An 18060-nucleotide genomic window follows, 5' to 3' on the forward strand; every position below is an offset into this window, starting at 1 on the left:
AAAGAGTATCACAAAAAAGAAATAAGGCATGGTCATTATCATCGGTTATGGTGATCAAATATTGACCGTGCCTTATTTCTTTGTACAAATGTATTGGTGATAGTTTATTTGCCATGGAGTGCCATATTTCTGTGCAATTATGTTGTCACTCTTTTCATTTTTTTGCGTTGCAATATTGGTTACGGCCTGCTTCTTTAGCATCATAAAGACGATTATCTGCTTCATTAATTAATTGATTAGGGCGTTGGTTTATTTGCCATGTAGCAATGCCTTGGCTGATTGTTACATAATCATTAATATCAGAGCATGGATGAACAATAGCTAATGTCGCTAAACTGGATTGAATACGTTTGGCGACCCGGCATGCTCCATTTAGATCTGTATTGGGTAATAGTACAACAAACTCTTCACCACCATAGCGAGATACGGTGTCATTGTGTCTTAATAGGCTATTTTTAATCGTCATTGCAACTGATTTTAAACAGATGTCACCGTTAATGTGCCCTTGTGTATCATTGAAAAGCTTAAAATAATCAATATCAATTAAAATAATCGATAGTGGAGTGCGGTGGTGCTTCGCATGAGTTATTTGTTTATCAATTGCAAAATCAAAAAAACGGCGATTATTAATTTGAGTTAGCTGATCCGTAAAAGATAAGTTTGTTAACTCATTAAGTAAGCGTTTGTTGTCGTGCTCTTGTTTAATTCGAGTTGTAAACCATTTAAAAAGTAATTGTCGGCCTGATTCAATAATAATGATCGTAATAGCCAGCTTAGTAAAAGCAAAAAGTAGATCAAACCTAGGGTCGGCAATACTATACCAAGTTGTAAATACAAGGATTGGTAGCGTGGCTAGATAGACAGCCATACGATAGGTATAAAAACTGAGCAGTACCACCAGAAATAATAGGTTGCCGACGATTTCAACAATAACATAGGCGTGACCTAAGTTATTTAGATTGATAATCGCTCCTCCCCACGTTGTTCCAAACAGTAACGCATAAATAGATGAAATTATTTTATAATGTTTAAGTGTTTTATTTTGTACAAAAAAAACTAAGCCGAAGACAAAAAGTAGACCTTGAATCCCAAAGTTCACCGTTGTTAATAGTAAATTACTATTTTCTTTGTTAAAAAAATCAACCCAAATAACACCAGTAATTAACATTAATGTTATTAAAGAAATTTTAGATGCCCAGATAAAACCAAGACGTAGATTTTTATATATAGTGTCATCAATGCGCGTATCTAGTGAAGAGAAATACATTCAGTTAGATCCATAGTTGTCGTACATGAGATAGTCTCAAGAATTGCTCGAAAGGCAAGTGATTTTTTTTTAATTTTTAGTAAATGTGACAATAAATTTATTGACAATGAGCTTTCTAAATAGGGTTACATTCAAATTTTTGTGACGAGTCATAACCATCGTTCAGAAGACAAACTGCTCGTTAATTAAATTGATCTTGATCAATGTTTCTTTGCGCTAGATCGCGCCTAATACCCTACATCTTGTTGCTGAACACAAATAGAACACTATATTTTGTGGTTACGTGACACTGTAATTTTCTGTGATTTTAGGAGCATTGTGTGAATCCTGTAGTAATAAAGCGTGATGGTTGCCGTGTGTCTTTTGATGTTTTACGCATTAAAGAAGCTGTTATTGGAGCAGCGAATTCCATCAGCGATTCAGATTGTCATACAATGGATGAAGCCTATGCTACATCAGTCGCTGACGCAGTATTAGAGCAGTTCTCTGGTGCTGATAATGTTGACATACATGCCATTCAAGAAGCGGTTGAAACGCAACTTATGGCAGGCCCACACAAGGTTGTTGCTCGCGCTTATATTGAATACCGTCACGATCGAGATATCTCTCGTGAGAAGAAAAGTCGCTTAAATAATGAAATTCGTGGCCTAATCGAACAAAGTAATGCTTCTTTGCTAAATGAGAATGCTAACAAAGACAGTAAAGTCATTCCAACCCAACGTGATTTATTGGCTGGTATTGTTGCTAAACATTATGCAACCCAACATTTGTTGCCACGTGATATTGTTAAAGCACATGAAAGTGGTGAAATTCACTACCATGATTTAGATTATTCACCATTTTTCCCAATGTTTAATTGCATGCTAATTGACCTTAATGGCATGTTGAATAATGGCTTTAAAATGGGTAATGCTGAAATTGATACTCCTAAGTCAATTTCTACAGCTACAGCTGTTACTGCACAAATTATCGCTCAAGTTGCGAGTCATATATATGGTGGCACAACAATTAACCGTATTGATGAAGTGCTAGCACCTTATGTAACGGTAAGTTACAGCAAGCATTTAGAGGTCGCAACAGAGTGGGGCATTGCTGATCCTACTGCTTTTGCACAAGCACGCATTGAAAAAGAATGTTATGACGCATTCCAATCATTAGAATATGAAGTAAACACATTACATACCGCGAATGGTCAAACACCTTTTGTAACTTTTGGCTTTGGTTTAGGCACATCGTGGGAATCGCGTTTAATTCAACAATCTATTCTTAAAAACCGTATTGCCGGTTTAGGTAAGAATCATAAAACAGCTGTATTCCCTAAGCTTGTTTTTGCGATTAAAGATGGTCTTAACCACAAACCTGATGACGCCAACTACGATATTAAACAGTTAGCATTAGAGTGTGCATCTAAACGTATGTACCCTGATATTCTAAACTATGACAAATTAGTTGAAGTAACAGGTTCGTTTAAAACCCCAATGGGCTGTCGTAGCTTCCTTGGTCCTTATGAAGAAAATGGTGAACTCATTCATGAGGGTCGAAATAACCTTGGTGTAGTAAGTATCAACTTACCTCGTATTGCATTAGAAGCACAAGGTGATGAAGCGCGCTTCTTTGAGATCTTGGATGAGCGTTTAGCATTGTCTCGTCGCGCATTAGATACGCGTATTACACGTTTAAATGGCGTAAAAGCACGTGTTGCTCCTATCCTTTATATGGAAGGCGCATGTGGTGTACGTTTAAAAGAAGATGATGATGTTTCTGAAATCTTCAAAAATGGCCGTGCATCGATTTCATTAGGTTACATTGGTATTCATGAAACCGTAAATGCATTGTACGGTAATAAAACTCATGTGTATGACAGTGAAATACTGCGTGAGAAAGCGGTTGCTATTGTTCAACGTTTACGTGATGCAACAGATGCTTGGAAAGAAGAGTCTGGTTACGGCTTTAGTCTTTACAGTACGCCAAGTGAAAATCTATGTAGTCGCTTCTGTGCGATTGATACCAAAGAATTTGGTGTTGTTGATGGCGTAACGGATCGCGGTTTTTATACGAATAGTTTCCACTTGGATGTTGAGAAAAAAGTGAATCCGTATGACAAGATTGACTTTGAAATGGCATACCCAGATATCGCGAATGGTGGTTTTATTTGTTATGGCGAATACCCAAATATTCAACATAACCTTGAAGCATTAGAAAACGTATGGGATTACAGCTATACCCGCGTTCCATATTACGGTACCAATACACCAATTGACGAGTGTTATGACTGTGGTTTTACTGGTGAGTTTGACTGTACGAGCAAAGGCTTTACATGTCCTAAATGTGGTAACCATGAGCCATCACGTGTATCTGTAACACGCCGTGTATGTGGCTACTTAGGCAGTCCAGATGCTCGTCCGTTTAACTTCGGTAAACAAGAAGAAGTTAAGCGTCGCGTTAAGCACATGTAATCGTAATAAGTAAACTTAAGTTAAATATAAAAAGTGCTTTAGGGCACTTTTTATGTTTTGGGCATTGATAGCATGTTATGACATGTGCTGAGATTAACCGAGATATAAAATGAACTACCATAATTATTACCCTGTCGATATCGTTAATGGTCCTGGCACGCGAGTGACTTTATTTGTTTCTGGTTGCGTTCATCAATGTAAAGGTTGTTATAACCAAAGCACGTGGCGTGTTGATGCTGGCCATCCATTTACGCAAGCAATGGAAGATCAAGTGATTAACGACCTTAATGATACGCGTATTAAACGTCGTGGACTGTCGTTATCAGGTGGCGATCCGCTGCATCCACAAAACGTAGCTGCAGTTCTCAAATTAGTACAACGTGTGCGCCGTGAATGCAATGATAAAGATATTTGGTTATGGACAGGGTATCTATTGTCAGAACTGACACCAGAACAACAGCAAATTACTGATCTAATCGATGTTATGGTTGATGGTAAATATGAACAAGAACAACGAAATCCTTCTTTGGTATGGAAAGGCAGTGAAAATCAGATTATTCATTATTTTAAGATCGATAATTAAGCAGTGCTGATTAATTAGTCAATAATAGGCTTTTGTTAGTGTTTATTGTTTCTATTTTGTTGCGTTATTGTGCTATTTTGTTTCGTTGTTGAACTTATCCACAGTTTCTGTGTATAACTATGGGGAAACATATTGAATATGTAGTGGTGTTTTGAATAATGCCAAATGGAATGAAAAAGCAATAGAAAATATTTTTTATTTTTAGTGGTTTGACCTAGATTTCGAGATGAAAATTATTGGCTCTTGATTAAAAAAGCATTATATTTAACTCATTGAATATAATGCTTTTAAAGCAGAAAATATAATGCCAATCTTTACAAGAATGTCGCAGTTATCTGTTAATAAATATCTTGTCGCAGTCTCAAATGTTTTTTTAATGGCGTTACCATTGGTATTAATATCGACCTTTTGTGAGTTGATAGCGTTATTCTGTGATTATTTTGATTTTAGTGATTTTGGAAAAACAGTTCATTATGTCGGTCAAACGACAGGGATAATGATTCCTATATTGGTTAACTTTTACCTTGCAACTTATTTGTCAGCAGTAAAACGTATACCAAAAGGAATGGTAATTGCTACGTCACTAACGGTATTTTTTATTGTTTCCTATCAATGGAATTTGATATCGCCATTAATTCCTCTTCCTAATAATTTTCCTGTGTCATTGCTGACGGCGTATGTCTCTTGTGAAATTATTGCTAAATTAAGAAAAATAAAACTATTCAAAGGAAAAACTGACCAGTCATTTATTGATATATCGATGAGTATGTTGGCTGGTTCTATTGTTACGATATCGATAACATTATCTGTGAGTTTTTTGTTTCGTAAAGTATGTGACCAATTATCATCGCTAATTCCTTGGTCGTTTATTCCACGATTAGATCCAACTTCTTTTATTGATGGCCTTATTTATGAAATGCTGCGAGGCTTATTTTGGGCTGTTGGCATTAATGGGCATCACATACTGCATTCCTATAAAACCGATTTATATAATATTACTTTAGTCAATATTACTGAATGGCATAACTTTGGTGTAAACTTAAATATATTAAGTACCAATTTTTATGATTTTTTCACAGGTATTGGCGGTAGTGGCAATATGCTGAGCTTAGTTCTTTGCATGTTATTCTTTGCGAAAAGTAAAGGTTATAAATTATTAGCAAGAGCTGCATTAATACTTTGTTTATTTAATGTCAATGAACCTATTTTATACGGTATTCCTGTTATTTTTAATCCAATAATGATAGTTCCATTTTTATTAGTACCAACAGTAAGTTTTATTATTGCTTATGGCGCAATTTATATGGGTATCGTACCGCCGTTAAGTGAAATTCATAGTTGGTTAATGCCTCCTTTTATTAGTGGCTATATGGCGACAGGAGGTGCAATTTCTGGTGCAATACTACAGTTAGTATTAGTGTTCATTGGCTTAGCGATTTATTTTCCATTTTTCAAATTAATGGATAAGCGTAGTTTAGGTATCGGTGTTTCTGACATATTTTCAAATCGGTTATTTACAAGTGAAGACATTGAATCAAAAACACGCTTAACCAGTTTTATTCCGTCGCTGCACGATAATCTTCGTGCTCAGAGGAGTATTGAGAAATTACAGAATGATGGTGAATTTATTCTCTATTATCAGCCTCAGGTAGATATTAAAAATAATCGTATTGTTGGCTGTGAAGCTTTAATCCGCTTTAGAAATCATCAAGGTAAAATATTACCACCAACCTTTATTTCTGATTTCAATCAATTAGGTTTAATGCCAGAATTAGATTTGTGGGTATTAGATAATGCGATAAAAGCAGCAGAAAAATTTATTATTATTAATCCTAATTTTAAATTATCGATTAATATCTCTCCTGATACTGTTTTACTAAAAAACTTTGTTAATATTGTAAAAGATCGAATCAGCAATAGTGCGTTATCTTTTCATCATATAGAATTGGAGTTTACAGAGGAACTCTTAATTTTAGACGAAGAAAAAGTAACTAAAATAATATCAGAATTACAATGTATTGGCATTTCAGTTGCACTCGATGATTTTGGTACTGGTTATTCTTCTTTGGCCTATCTATCTCGATTTGAATTTAATAAAGTTAAGATTGATCGCTCATTAGTCTTAAACCTTGATAGCCAACGAGGAAAAGAGTTATTTAAAATTGCAGTACAACTTGGAAAAATTACGCAAGCAGATATTGTTGTGGAAGGGGTGGAAAAACAAATAGAGTTAGAATTTATAGCTTCACTTGGTGTGCGCTATATTCAAGGTTTTTATTTTTATAAGCCGATGTCTGAAGGTGAATTATTCCAACATAATTTATTAATGCCGCAACAGTGTGAAGTTGTTGATAATTAAGGCATAAAAAAGTAAATCATTATACTAAATACGGTTCTACTTCCATATTGATGTCTTATACGGTAAATTCGCTATCCTTTCATGCTCTATTGGGGACGTTATGTCACGTACTATTGTTTATACCTACAAAGAAGAAGAGAAGCGATTAATTTTCTCTTTTGATATACACCGTAACATTCATGAAGCGGTAGCTGCTGCTGAAGGTATTGATTTAACGACATTTCTAAAAATGGAGCAACAAGTTGAAGCAGTATCTACGTGTAGTAAAGCTGGGCGTGAATACCGAGATAGTTATTTCCGTAAGTTGGGCTTTGGTAAAATAGCGCTTGCGAAGAAAGAAAACCGCGGTGTCGGTGAAAAATAAACCATTATAGAAAGCTGACATTATGTCAGCTTTTTTATTCTCTGCATTTATTAGTCAGTAATATTAATCTAATTCGTTATATTTTTTAGCAGAGCCGTAGCACTTATTGATAGGATATTTGGCCGCATTTTTTTGAATCTTATCTTGACATGCTTGAAGTATATCAATGTCACATTTATCGGCTAAGCGCACTAAATACATCATTACATCAGCGATTTCTTCGCGAGCCTGTTGTTTCTTTTCTGGTGATAATTGCTGGCTTTGCTCTGGGGTTAGCCACTGAAATATCTCTATTAATTCACCGATCTCGCCACTTAATGCCATTACGAGATTTTTAGGCGTATGAAATTGATCCCAATGACGTTGTTGAGCAAATTCAGTAAGTGCATGTTGTAAATCTTTAAGGTCATTCAATGAGGCTTTAGGAGATGTTGTTGGCATATTTATTTCCTAATAAGTGGCGGTAGAAAATACAATAGCCTAACGATAATGAAACGGTGTTAGGCTATGTATTTATTAATGGCTCGTTAGAATGATTTTTTTTCGACGAAATAGTGCAGGTAGGGCTTCTACCGTACAAAAAATTAATCCTAGCCAAATTAAGCCAAAACTGATGGCTTTTGTTTGATCAAATACTTCACCAAATAAGAATACCGCCAATAGAAATTGTAGACTTGGCTCAATGTACTGCATGAGACCGACCATAGTAAGGCTAGTGCGATTGAGTGCTAAAGCAAAAAATATCAATGGTGCAACGGTCACTGGTGCAGCACCAGCATAAAGTAGAAAGGTCGTCGTACCTGATGTTAATGCAACACTGTCACCACTGAAATATAACCACATCATATACACAAGAGCAAAAGGTGTCAGTATTGCCGCTTCAATGGTTACAGACGTCAGTGCATCATATTTTATGTACTTTTTCGTTAATCCATAGATGGCAAAAAAGCTACCCATGATCAATGATAACCAAGGCAACCGCCCATATTCCCATACCTGATAGCCGATACCTAAAATAGCCAAAATAACGGCAATGACTTGTGCTTTAGTGAGTCGTTCTTTTAGAAAAAACATGGCTAATGCAATCGCAAATAATGGGTTAATAAAATAACCTAAACTGGCAGCTAACACATCGTCATGAGTGATAGCCCATGTAAATGCATACCAAGATACACTCATTATAACGCCAGCTAACCCACACATGGCTAATGACTTTTTATCCGCAAGAATCGTTTTCATCGCAGGTATTGGCTGTCGTAGTAATACCATGACAATTAACATTACAGGTACTGAGAATATAAGCCTTAATGCAAGTAATTCATTTGTATTTGCTTGAGGTAGATATTGGTAATAAAGCGGTAATATTCCCCAAAGAATAAATGAAAATGCCGCAAGCATATTACCTGCACGACGTGATTGCATGTTTACACCTAAGATTAAAAAGTAGTTGTTGCCTCAATATCATTGCAATATTGAGAAGCTATTGTGATGAATGATCAAAATGGCGCTCAGGCCTAAAAAACTATCCTAGTGTAGACTGATCATATTCGCTGACATTCTGTCACTGAAATTTTATAAGTCAATATACGCTGTGAAGAAAAGGCACATATTGTAAGCTTAGATTTTTTGTTGATGCTGCCGAAGGAACAATGACTAAATAATAATGCTGATAAGGTGTTTTTTTGATAAAATATCTAGGTAGGGTAAAGGTTGATATATTTAACTGATAAAGCCATATTATAGCATTTTAATTGAGAGAAAATGATGACTAAATTAACTGCAGATATCCAAGCAAATAAAGCTTTGTTCGTAACAGAAACACAAGCAACACGTGTTGTTTGGAGCCTTCGTAACGAAGAGGGTGATTGGTTATCTGTTGCATCTTCTGAATTTGAAGACTCTGAAGTGATGCCATTTTGGTCAAATGAAGCTGATGCAAAAGTGCAATGTGCAGATGAATGGGCTGAGTTTCAACCAAGTGAACTACCATTAGACATTTTTCTTGAAGATTGGATGATCACACTAGTAGAAGACGGCGTATTAGTTGGTTTGAACTGGAATGAATCACTGGAAGGTATTGAATTAGAGCCTTCAGAAGTGGCTAAGCTTTACCTATAAGTTTATAAAATACTAGCCCTGTGAATAATCTTGGTATAATCACCTGATATCCATAGGGTTTTTTTATGCTGTTAATAATATAGCTAGTTACATAACCCTGTGAATTGTATCTCGTTTTCTTAAAATGAAAGCTAAAGACCTCGCTTTTAGTACTAAAAGATTTACAGTAGTGATTGATGATACATCATCATTTTATCTCTTCTATTGTATTAGTTTTAGCTTGCATTACGGTGTGAGCTTTTTTTTACTTAATTTAAGTGTTATTAATTTGTATATTAATTTTCGATTATGTTTCTTTGTGAGTTTCAATCTGTACTAACGATAAATTCACTTTAATATCTATACCCGCCTTCGTTGTATTCTTGAATAGTATAATTCGTCATGTATCATTATATAAATTAGATAATAATATATAGAACAATTGAATCAATAGCACAATTATTAGTTACGATTTACGTTAGTATGACGAACGTAACTATAATATTTAGTAGATTGTATCGAATATATTTATTTCCACTGAAGGATTGTAGGAAAAGTCGTGAAGAATGGATTGATTACAAAAAAAACGATATTAATTTTATTGACCTTATTGTCAACAGTTGGGTGTTCATCGACACCATCGAATGAAAAAGACACCACAAAGGTATTAACACCAGCACCAAAACAAGAAATAGCACATACATTACCTGTTGATAACGGAATGTTTGATGGTGTTTATCATAATTGGAAAGGTACTCCATATCGCTATGGTGGTTCCTCTAAAAAAGGGATAGATTGTTCGGCCTTCGTGCAAGTTGGTTATTCGGCTGTTTATCAAAAGTCATTGCCACGAACAACGTTAGAATTAGTAAAACGAGGTAAACAAGTTAAGCGTAATAATGCCAAAGAAGGTGATTTAGTCTTTTTTAGAACAGGGCGTAATTCACGTCATGTAGGAATTTATTTGGGTAATTCAGAATTTTTACATGCATCACAATCAAAAGGCGTTATTATCTCTCGTTTAGATAATCCATATTGGCGACGACATTTCTGGCAAATACGCCGCTTAGACAAATATTAAAAAATTATCCAGCTACGCATTATTCTTTTCAATCGAAACAATAACGGCGTAGCTGGTATTTTATTACTTCATATCAACCCATGCTAAACGGGCAAATAATCCCGGTGGTGTAACCAATCCAGCCGTTGTACTTTGAATCTGACCATTCTTAATCATTAAAATAGTTGGCGCTCTTGAAAGCTTCCACTGACGGGTTAATGCTCTGTTGTTATCGTTCACAACAGCAAAGTTATAGCCTTTCGTATGCAAGTAAGCATGTAAACGGCGATCATCGCCTGATTGCATAGCAATGGTTACAATTTTGAGATCTGCCCATTGTTGGTTGTTTAGCCAGTTAATGACAGGAGAAACGACCTTACAACTTCCACACCATGTTGCCCATATATATACCAGCACCGTTTGATCATAGCTGTCTTTAAAAATATCAACTTTTTTATTATCAATCGTGGTATAAGTTGGCTGTGACGTCGATATTTGCATTTTATCTAAATTGCGATTGCGCCACGCTTCTAATGCTGTACCTGCAACGATAGCCATGATGATAAGTATAATAATACTTTGAATCCATCGTCGTTTTGTATAACGAGGCTTTTTATTGGTATCTGATGTCATTATTTCCCCGCTTCTTTTAAGGCGCTAAGGACAGTTTCGCTCGATAAAATAACTGGTAACTCAATACCTTTTGGTGCATTAGGGCCGTAAACAATATTAAAAGGCACACCAAAACGACCGTGAGATTGTAGGAATCCAGTTACGTAATCTGATGGTTTAGTCCAATCACCTCGCATTAGAACAATATTCTTATTATCCAGGGCTGAATATACTGGCTCTTGTAAAATCACACCGATTTTATTGGCTTTACAAGTGATACACCATTGTGCAGTTACATCGACAAAAACGGTTTTACCTTGCGCTACTTCGGTAGCAATTTTTGCAGTATCTAATGGGATCCAGTGATGATCTGCGGGTAATGGTGTGGACCATTTATTGGCAGTTAAGCTACCTGTAAATAAACTTGCACCAGCACCAAGCAACATTACAGCCAAGGTAATAATTACCGTTTTACGGCCTTTTTTACGACCGACTAGCCATAAGATGGTGACTAAGATAACAGCACCTAATCCCCATACTAAGGTAGGACTAAAAAAGCTGGTCATTAAGCTTAATAGCCATACAGATGTGGCTAGCATCATTAAGCCAAATAATGTCTTAACGCGATCCATCCATGCGCCAGGTTTGGGCATTAATGTCGCTAGTTGTGGGAAAAGAGCGATCAATAACCATGGTGCAGCCATACCAACGGCCAGGGCAGTAAAGATAGCAAAGAGGGTAATTAAATCTGCGCCTAATGCAAAGGCAACGGCAGTGCCTAAGAAAGGTGCGCTACATGGCGTTGCTAGTAATGTAGCAAACATACCTTGAATGAAATGGCCGAGATGAGAACTATCACCTTTAGTTGCTAGCCATGTATTGGTATTACTTGAAAGGCGAATTTCAAATAAACCTAGCATATTAGCGCCAAATAACACCGTAATTGTGATCATTGCGCCAATAAACCATGGGCTTTGAAATTGAATTCCCCATCCAAGTGCTTGGCCTGATAGTTTCATTGCGGTTAAAAATGAAGCTAACAGCCAGAATGAAACAATGATGCCAGCAGCAGAGGCTAAAAATTGAGTTCTGATTTGACGACGAGCAAGTCCTTGAGCCGAAATAACACTACTTAACTTCATTCCTAATACAGGTAATACACATGGCATAATATTAAGAATCAGACCGCCAAGTAAGGCTAAACCGATCACTTTAAGAAGATTACTATTCGTGGTTGGAATATTAACGGGAGTGTCGGTGGCAGTCGCTGTCATCTCAACGGCAAGATCATGATCGCCTATTGTTACGTGAAGTGGTTGTCCTACGAGCTTGGGAGTGCCAAACCAACTTGTTACAGGCAAGGTCGCATAAAGTGTGTCGCCCTTGATAGTTGTTGTTGGCTTGAGAAATGACGTGTCTTTGACTGCTTGTGTATCACCATCAAGAATGACATCTGGTTGCTGCCAACCAGTACTATTCGTTGCCACAACGGTCACTTTTTTTTCTGCTTTATTATAAGACAGCGTTTTTAAAGTGACTGTTGGTGATGATTTTGGAACCTGACTTTCCCCTTTGTTATACAGAAACATCGCTTCTGTTGATGGCAGTAATTTACTTGGGATAAAATCAAATGAGAGTTCGTAATCGGTTAACACACAAATACTTGTGCATGATGACATGGTTAATTTTCCAGAAAGAAATACTGGTTTTGTCATGTCTTTTACATGGATTGAAAGAGGAAATACAACATCGTGTTTGTAGCCGAGAGTTTCAACACCTAAAAATTCATAGCGTTTAGGTAAAGGCCATTGCCAATCGACATGGCTAATATTTGACGATGTTTCCCAATTAATACTTGGTGCAACACCACCTTCACCTGGTGATCGCCAATATGTTTTCCAATCGGTATCAAGTTTAACTTCAAGTAAACCTTGGACAGTGTGCTTAGCGGGATCTTGCTGTCCTGTTAGCATCAGTCTGACTTCAACAGGAGGGTGCTGTGGATTTGTTACCCAGCCAGTACTGTGTTGTGGTGTTGCTGCTGCTATTGATGAAAAGGTAATGCCAAACAAAGCTGTGAGTAAGGCAAAGGCTAAATAGAGATGTTGGTATAACTTTTTCAATCTAGAGCTCCAAATAAACAACGCATAATGATGACTAAATTTGCAGTATTTAACGTTGTTCTGTCTGTGATTTTTTGTGTTGGACTAAGTGTTATCTGCGTAAAGTGATGAGTCTTTATAACGTTATTAATGAGACCGACAAGAAGCAGACGTTATTTCATTCAAAATAAGTTCCGATATATTGTCGGTAATTTATGCCATCAGAACAAGTCAGGAGTGTAGTAAAAGACGACGGTTATTACTATTTTAAAGTTATAACATAGAAGTTAATAACATATAACAAATCATTAATAAACAATAAGTTAGACTTTTAATCAATAGCTTACATGACTTAAGTATACGATTTTTTATGATATTAGGCGACGTTTAATGATGTTTGTCGCCATTCTGCCGCCATTTTTATAGGCTGAATAGAGGGTTTTTGGTGAGCGCTTCTGATAGGTGATCTGGTGAGAAGTGGGCATAACGCATGGTCATGGTAATATCAGAATGACCTAATATTTCTTTTAACACCAATATATTACCGCCGTTCATCATGAAGTGACTTGCGAACGAATGGCGTAATACATGTGATGCCTGTCCTGATGGCAGATTAAAGTCCATCGTTTTAAGCCTATACAAAAATGCATAGTAACATGGCGAAAATAAAGCTCCTGCAGTCGATTGATATATTTCGTCATAGAGCTCTTTACTGATAGGCACCGATCTATTTTTACCGCTTTTTGTTTTGGTAAAGGTCACTTTGTATTTACTTAGTTGGCTACCTTTAAGCTGAGCCGCTTCATTCCAACGAGCTCCTGTAGATAGGCATAGTTTAACGATTTTAATAATGTCGGGATTTTGTCCAGTGGCTAAACTGTCTAATAAAATAGTAATTTGTTCTTTAGTAAGAAAAGACATTACATTATCTTTTTTACGAAACGGCTTTATATCTTTAAGCGGGTTAGGGGAGTGCCATTCGCCTAGTTCTATGAGCTTATTAAAAACAGAGTGAAGATAGGCTAAATCTAGATTACACGTTGCAATACTAGCAGTTCCTCTATTCCTTTTATCTTCAATAAATGAAATCTCACCAGATAAGCGTTTTTTTCTAAAATCAGAAAAGTGCTTACTTGTTAATCGAGAGGCTATTGGGTTATTCATCGCTTCAGCAATAAGTATTAATAAACTATAGATTTTTTCTCCATTAGAAAGGGTCATACCATGAGCATGTTTCCAATATTTAATTAGATCGGTTAAGCGCCGATTATCTTCTTTTTGACCAAGCCAAGGTTTATCTTCAATTTCCCGTATAGTAAAACGCTCAAAAGTGATAGCTTCTCCTTTAGTAGAAAACCGCTTTCGAATACGTTTACCTTCTCGTCCTTGCGGATAACACTCACAAAGCCATGGTTTCTTGCTGTTGTCTTTTAGATTTCGGGTAGCCATAACAAAACCAATAATACTGTTTTTATATACAGTATTATTTTTTGGGGAAAAAGCAATGTTTGTTTATAACGAATAAAACAGAGGTGAGATGAAACCATGGGGAGGTGAATGGAAAAAACCGCCACAAAAGGGCGGTTATTTAACATTATTTCTATTTATGCATACTAACAGATACACTGTCACTTAATTCATTTATTCGCATTAATAGATATATAGTTACTAAAAATTAAATTTAACCTCATAATTTCTTAGTATATACGAGTTATCAACTAGTTGACTTCTCTTTTTTATCTTTCTGATTATTTTGTGCAGGATTTCTAGATTTTTTAACATAATCTATTGTTGGTGGGGTTTTTTGATTGTTATTTTGAGGTTTCTTATTTTCTGTCACTTTACTATCTCCATTATGATCGTGATTAAAGCGAGAATACCTATTGCCCAAGCGCCTAGTGTAAGTTCATTGTAAGAGTGCACAAGATTTTGAGACTTTTCATCAATCACCGATGCTAATGCTTCTAATGTGTCAATATAACAGTTGAAAACATATTCATTACTTGTATCTTTATCAGCGTCTCTAATATAATTTATGGCAACTCTATTTTTAGGTAAAATTGGACAATCTCCAATTTTAATTGCTAATAAAGCATGTCCCCAAGCACAAATAATACAAAAAACAGAGAAAATAAATAGTACAAAAATAATCACTTCAATAGGATTGGAAAAAGAAAAAATTTCTTTCTTTGCATAGCTACCATATATCGAAAGTGCTCCAATCAATCCGGTTAAAAACGTTAGTAACTTAGAGCACTTATTTTCGAAATGATTAAATCTTGCTTGTTCTTCATTATATCTATCATTCAAATATTCTATGGTATCGATAACTGATATCCCCTTGGTGCATAAAGCTTATTTGTTTTATGTATTATCAAGATAATACATAAGCTATTAAGCCATCTTTCTGTACTATATATAATATTAAATCCTGATATTGTGACTTATTTATTATAATTGTATTTTTAATATTAGTGCTGTGTGGAAATGTGATAATCAGATTTTAACTAAAATTAGGATGCCGTCGAAATAAATTTATTTCAAATCTAACAAACAAAAAACCACCAGTATGGTATATAATTACTAATTTTATTAGTGGCTGACTTAATCACGGAAAAAAGATTCCTTCGAGTGTGCATCATCCACGGCTTGAGCTTCACAACTACCACAATATTTCCCATCATTCTGATAATAATCAATAAGCTCTTCATCATCTAATACATTAGGGCACTTACGAGGTATTTCTTCAAATTCGTGATTATAGCTTGAACATTCTCGATTAGGTGTCTAATACAATTATCAAAATGATATTTTTGTGCTTCTGATAAATTATCATATCTATTCACAGCAGAATATTTTGCAATTCCAACAACTATACTTTCATCTGCTTTATGCGCTTGAGTTGATGACTCAAGAAGTTCTAAATTATTATCAATAATTTTTTATAATGCTTGTAAGTTAATGAGTTAATTGCTTTTTTTAAAAAAATAGAATATCAGTTACTTAATATTATGAATATCTAATAAGATATCTGTATCAGTTGTTACCCATCCACATTTTTCACGCATAATCATATTTAATGCAGTAACAGGATGAACTTTAGCGCCATTAATTAAATTCCATTTATGATTATCTCTATCACCTTCTAATAGTTTTTCAGAACGAACTAAGACATAACCTCTTTTTTTACCAAGCATGACTTTCAATACATTTTTCTGACGTAATTCACAGCGCTTTTTTCTGCCACCAAGGGAATTTTCACTAACATCATACATAAGTTCTGAAAAGCCATTTTTAAGATCTAATTCATCTTTAGCAATGAGAAAAATAATTGCATTATCTGTTTCAAAATCCCAACATCGAGTATCATAACCATTAGTGGTATCAATGCCAATATTTTCAGCTAATGTTTTTTTATTCATAGTTAGCACCTTTTGTTAGTTAATTCATTCTCTATATGGAATACCATACCATTTAATTATTTTAATAGCCAACAGTTAGCCTGATTATCTGTTAATATATTCAGTATTCAAATTAAAAAATCGACAATAACGACCATATATAAATTTATTTCCAAAACACCGCCTCAATGGACTGCATTTAACATTAAGAATTTATAGATGAGCTGTAATCGTGACGACATAACTCTTTTGATAAAATATCGATAATTACTATCTCATTAGTAGTTAATTCTCTATTTAATATTTCAACAATACAAGGTTTAAAATCCACATCGTAATCAATCGGAGCATCATCTCTGTTTATATATTTATTATCATTTACACCGCAACGAGTTAATGTTTCTTTTAAGTCTAATGCTAATAAATATTTAGAGCTTAATTTGAAATTAGACTCTATAGTTTTAAGCTTTTCAGAAATAATCTCAACTGTTGTCCTATTATCAGGCTCTATAGACATATTAAACATATTAAACATATTAAACATATTAAACGTCCTTTTATTAAAGAAGATAATAACTATAAACTACAATTAATAGCAGTATTGAGAAAACAGATAAGAATAAAAAACAATAAGAACCACTAACTTTTTGTGACATTTCCTTATTAGTAACTAGGTTATTCTCATATGCAAGTGTATATAATAGAGCTACCTCTTCATAAAACGCCTTTTCTTGTGAAGTAGAAGACAGTATTTTGCTACTTGGTAAGAAAAGTAATGAGGTTGCATCATTAGATATTGCAGGATCCCACTTTCTAACTATCATTGACATTATTAATGATAAATAACATAAAACAATAAATATCAGACAGATAGCTGCGAGTATATAAACAGGCCAAGGCATTAATTTAACATCACTGTACTTTACAATATCAGAAATCTTGAATATTGTAGCGATAACTACCGCAGTCATGAATCCGCTAATAAAAACTACTTTTTTTTCGTTGGCATTTTTTGCTACGACTACCTTTTCAAACAAAGATTGAGAATATTCATATCGTGCTTTAAAAAAAGCCATTTCTCTTGCGTCATTATCCATGTTAAAACCATCATCCTTATCTACATATTTCAATCACTAGATAGTGACCGCCAGACAAGTGCAAACAATAGCATATTAAAGTACAATCTTCACCCTATCAGAGTAAAATTTCTCCACTTGCGGATGTTCGAATATTCCTAATAATAAGTTTTTTTAACATATTAACGTTATGTAATCCGCGATGCTGTAACGGTCCGATACCGCAAAGGCTACCATTAGCGACCTTTTATACACCTCGAAATAGATTTATTTTAAATCTTATACTTTTTGTCAATCCACCTTGCCATAAATCGCTCATCAATCTGATGCGACCCAAATACCCGTAAAATCGCCCCTAAAAACAGTCGCATTTAACATATGTTATCTAATCCGCACTTCGTGTGTGATCACACTTCAACTAAAATAAAGGTTATAAGTTTTGTTTTAAGATACTTGTTGCATTGATATTAACAATAAATCGTAGTTAAATGCTTGTTAATTTTGTTACTGGGTATTTCAATGGCCATTACGCTTCATAATTAGGGTTAAAGCGCTACATTTCTAAATTTAAGCAAAACTTGTTAGTTCAACTTAAGTTAGTTTCTTTAATTGGTTTTTTATAGGTGGTTTCTAAAGTTCCTAGAGTGTAAGCAAAGTGGAGGAGGGCTGGTTTTGTTTTGTTT

General features: G+C 35.0%; 17 protein-coding genes. 6 read left to right on the top strand and 11 right to left on the bottom strand.

The window, feature by feature from the left end; all coding sequences use genetic code 11:
• Positions 1-154 precede the first annotated feature (154 nt).
• Complete coding sequence (locus tag VXS03_RS13925) at positions 155-1267, bottom strand: GGDEF domain-containing protein (RefSeq protein ID WP_327764388.1); 1113 nt, start codon at positions 1265-1267, stop codon at positions 155-157.
• Positions 1268-1587: 320 nt separating this feature from the next.
• On the opposite strand from VXS03_RS13925, the gene nrdD reads away from it, so the two are divergent.
• The 4 genes from nrdD (at position 1588) to VXS03_RS13945 (ending at position 7029) form a co-directional block, all read left to right on the top strand.
• Positions 1588-3723: an anaerobic ribonucleoside-triphosphate reductase gene (nrdD, locus tag VXS03_RS13930; RefSeq protein WP_327764390.1), complete on the top strand. Its 2136-nt coding sequence runs from the start codon at positions 1588-1590 to the stop codon at positions 3721-3723.
• A gap of 109 nt (positions 3724-3832) precedes the next feature.
• Positions 3833-4306 (top strand): anaerobic ribonucleoside-triphosphate reductase-activating protein, encoded by a 474-nt coding sequence (gene nrdG / locus VXS03_RS13935; RefSeq protein WP_327764391.1) that lies wholly within the window; start codon positions 3833-3835, stop codon positions 4304-4306.
• A gap of 304 nt (positions 4307-4610) precedes the next feature.
• Positions 4611-6665: an EAL domain-containing protein gene (locus tag VXS03_RS13940; RefSeq protein WP_327764392.1), complete on the top strand. Its 2055-nt coding sequence runs from the start codon at positions 4611-4613 to the stop codon at positions 6663-6665.
• A 100-nt stretch (positions 6666-6765) separates the two neighbouring features.
• On the top strand, positions 6766-7029 hold the full coding sequence (locus tag VXS03_RS13945; protein ID WP_036791038.1) for a DUF2960 family protein: 264 nt from the start codon (positions 6766-6768) through the stop codon (positions 7027-7029).
• Positions 7030-7092: 63 nt separating this feature from the next.
• Here the strand turns inward: VXS03_RS13945 and VXS03_RS13950 are convergent, their stop codons facing one another.
• Together VXS03_RS13950 and rarD are read right to left on the bottom strand one after the other, a co-directional pair.
• Entirely contained in the window at positions 7093-7470 is a 378-nt protein-coding gene (locus VXS03_RS13950) for a nucleotide pyrophosphohydrolase (protein WP_327764393.1), read from the bottom strand.
• 75 nt (positions 7471-7545) lie between these two features.
• Positions 7546-8451: an EamA family transporter RarD gene (gene rarD / locus VXS03_RS13955; RefSeq protein ID WP_327764394.1), complete on the bottom strand. Its 906-nt coding sequence runs from the start codon at positions 8449-8451 to the stop codon at positions 7546-7548.
• A gap of 342 nt (positions 8452-8793) precedes the next feature.
• Here rarD and VXS03_RS13960 point away from each other — a divergent pair, with 342 nt between their 5' ends.
• Both VXS03_RS13960 and VXS03_RS13965 read left to right on the top strand, forming a co-directional pair.
• Positions 8794-9147, top strand: coding sequence for a DUF2750 domain-containing protein (locus VXS03_RS13960; protein ID WP_080156522.1), 354 nt, complete (start codon positions 8794-8796; stop codon positions 9145-9147).
• 538 nt (positions 9148-9685) lie between these two features.
• Positions 9686-10207, top strand: a complete 522-nt coding sequence (locus VXS03_RS13965; RefSeq protein ID WP_442957453.1) for an NlpC/P60 family protein — start codon at positions 9686-9688, stop codon at positions 10205-10207.
• 63 nt (positions 10208-10270) lie between these two features.
• Here the strand turns inward: VXS03_RS13965 and VXS03_RS13970 are convergent, their stop codons facing one another.
• From VXS03_RS13970 to VXS03_RS14005, 8 genes are all read right to left on the bottom strand, one after another.
• A complete protein-coding gene (locus VXS03_RS13970; protein WP_327764395.1) occupies positions 10271-10819 on the bottom strand; it encodes a thioredoxin domain-containing protein in 549 nt (182 codons plus the stop codon).
• Positions 10819-12921, bottom strand: coding sequence for a protein-disulfide reductase DsbD family protein (locus VXS03_RS13975; protein ID WP_327764397.1), 2103 nt, complete (start codon positions 12919-12921; stop codon positions 10819-10821). The genes VXS03_RS13970 and VXS03_RS13975 overlap by 1 nt, the downstream gene beginning before the upstream one ends.
• A 399-nt stretch (positions 12922-13320) precedes the next feature.
• Complete coding sequence (locus VXS03_RS13980) at positions 13321-14349, bottom strand: phage integrase (RefSeq protein WP_327764398.1); 1029 nt, start codon at positions 14347-14349, stop codon at positions 13321-13323.
• A 265-nt stretch (positions 14350-14614) separates the two neighbouring features.
• Positions 14615-14740 carry a hypothetical protein gene (locus tag VXS03_RS13985; RefSeq protein ID WP_327764399.1) on the bottom strand — a complete coding sequence of 42 codons (126 nt, stop codon included), beginning with the start codon at positions 14738-14740 and terminating at the stop codon, positions 14615-14617.
• Positions 14737-15210, bottom strand: a complete 474-nt coding sequence (locus VXS03_RS13990; RefSeq protein WP_327764400.1) for a hypothetical protein — start codon at positions 15208-15210, stop codon at positions 14737-14739. Before VXS03_RS13990 ends, VXS03_RS13985 begins: the two co-directional genes overlap by 4 nt.
• Positions 15211-15899: 689 nt before the next feature.
• Entirely contained in the window at positions 15900-16322 is a 423-nt protein-coding gene (locus VXS03_RS13995; RefSeq protein ID WP_327764401.1) for a hypothetical protein, read from the bottom strand.
• A 184-nt stretch (positions 16323-16506) separates the two neighbouring features.
• The gene (locus tag VXS03_RS14000) at positions 16507-16845 is read right to left on the bottom strand and encodes a hypothetical protein (RefSeq protein ID WP_327764402.1); all 339 of its coding nucleotides are present in this window, start codon (positions 16843-16845) and stop codon (positions 16507-16509) included.
• A 16-nt stretch (positions 16846-16861) separates the two neighbouring features.
• Positions 16862-17398 carry a hypothetical protein gene (locus VXS03_RS14005; RefSeq protein WP_327764403.1) on the bottom strand — a complete coding sequence of 179 codons (537 nt, stop codon included), beginning with the start codon at positions 17396-17398 and terminating at the stop codon, positions 16862-16864.
• Positions 17399-18060: the final 662 nt, after the last annotated feature.

The sequence above is a fragment of the Photobacterium sp. S4TG1 genome, assembly GCF_036040035.1.
GTDB lineage: Bacteria > Pseudomonadota > Gammaproteobacteria > Enterobacterales > Vibrionaceae > Photobacterium.

Bases quoted from the DNA above. Each gene is read 5' to 3' on its own strand.
- VXS03_RS13925 (WP_327764388.1), bottom strand. From the start codon at position 1,267: ATGTATTTCTCTTCACTAGATACGCGCATTGATGACACTATATATAAA.
- nrdG (WP_327764391.1), top strand. From the start codon at position 3,833: ATGAACTACCATAATTATTACCCTGTCGATATCGTTAATGGTCCTGGC.
- VXS03_RS13940 (WP_327764392.1), top strand. From the start codon at position 4,611: ATGCCAATCTTTACAAGAATGTCGCAGTTATCTGTTAATAAATATCTT.
- VXS03_RS13945 (WP_036791038.1), top strand. From the start codon at position 6,766: ATGTCACGTACTATTGTTTATACCTACAAAGAAGAAGAGAAGCGATTA.
- VXS03_RS13950 (WP_327764393.1), bottom strand. From the start codon at position 7,470: ATGCCAACAACATCTCCTAAAGCCTCATTGAATGACCTTAAAGATTTA.
- rarD (WP_327764394.1), bottom strand. From the start codon at position 8,451: ATGCAATCACGTCGTGCAGGTAATATGCTTGCGGCATTTTCATTTATT.
- VXS03_RS13960 (WP_080156522.1), top strand. From the start codon at position 8,794: ATGACTAAATTAACTGCAGATATCCAAGCAAATAAAGCTTTGTTCGTA.
- VXS03_RS13970 (WP_327764395.1), bottom strand. From the start codon at position 10,819: ATGACATCAGATACCAATAAAAAGCCTCGTTATACAAAACGACGATGG.
- VXS03_RS13980 (WP_327764398.1), bottom strand. From the start codon at position 14,349: ATGGCTACCCGAAATCTAAAAGACAACAGCAAGAAACCATGGCTTTGT.
- VXS03_RS13995 (WP_327764401.1), bottom strand. From the start codon at position 16,322: ATGAATAAAAAAACATTAGCTGAAAATATTGGCATTGATACCACTAAT.
- VXS03_RS14000 (WP_327764402.1), bottom strand. From the start codon at position 16,845: ATGTTTAATATGTTTAATATGTTTAATATGTCTATAGAGCCTGATAAT.
- VXS03_RS14005 (WP_327764403.1), bottom strand. From the start codon at position 17,398: ATGGATAATGACGCAAGAGAAATGGCTTTTTTTAAAGCACGATATGAA.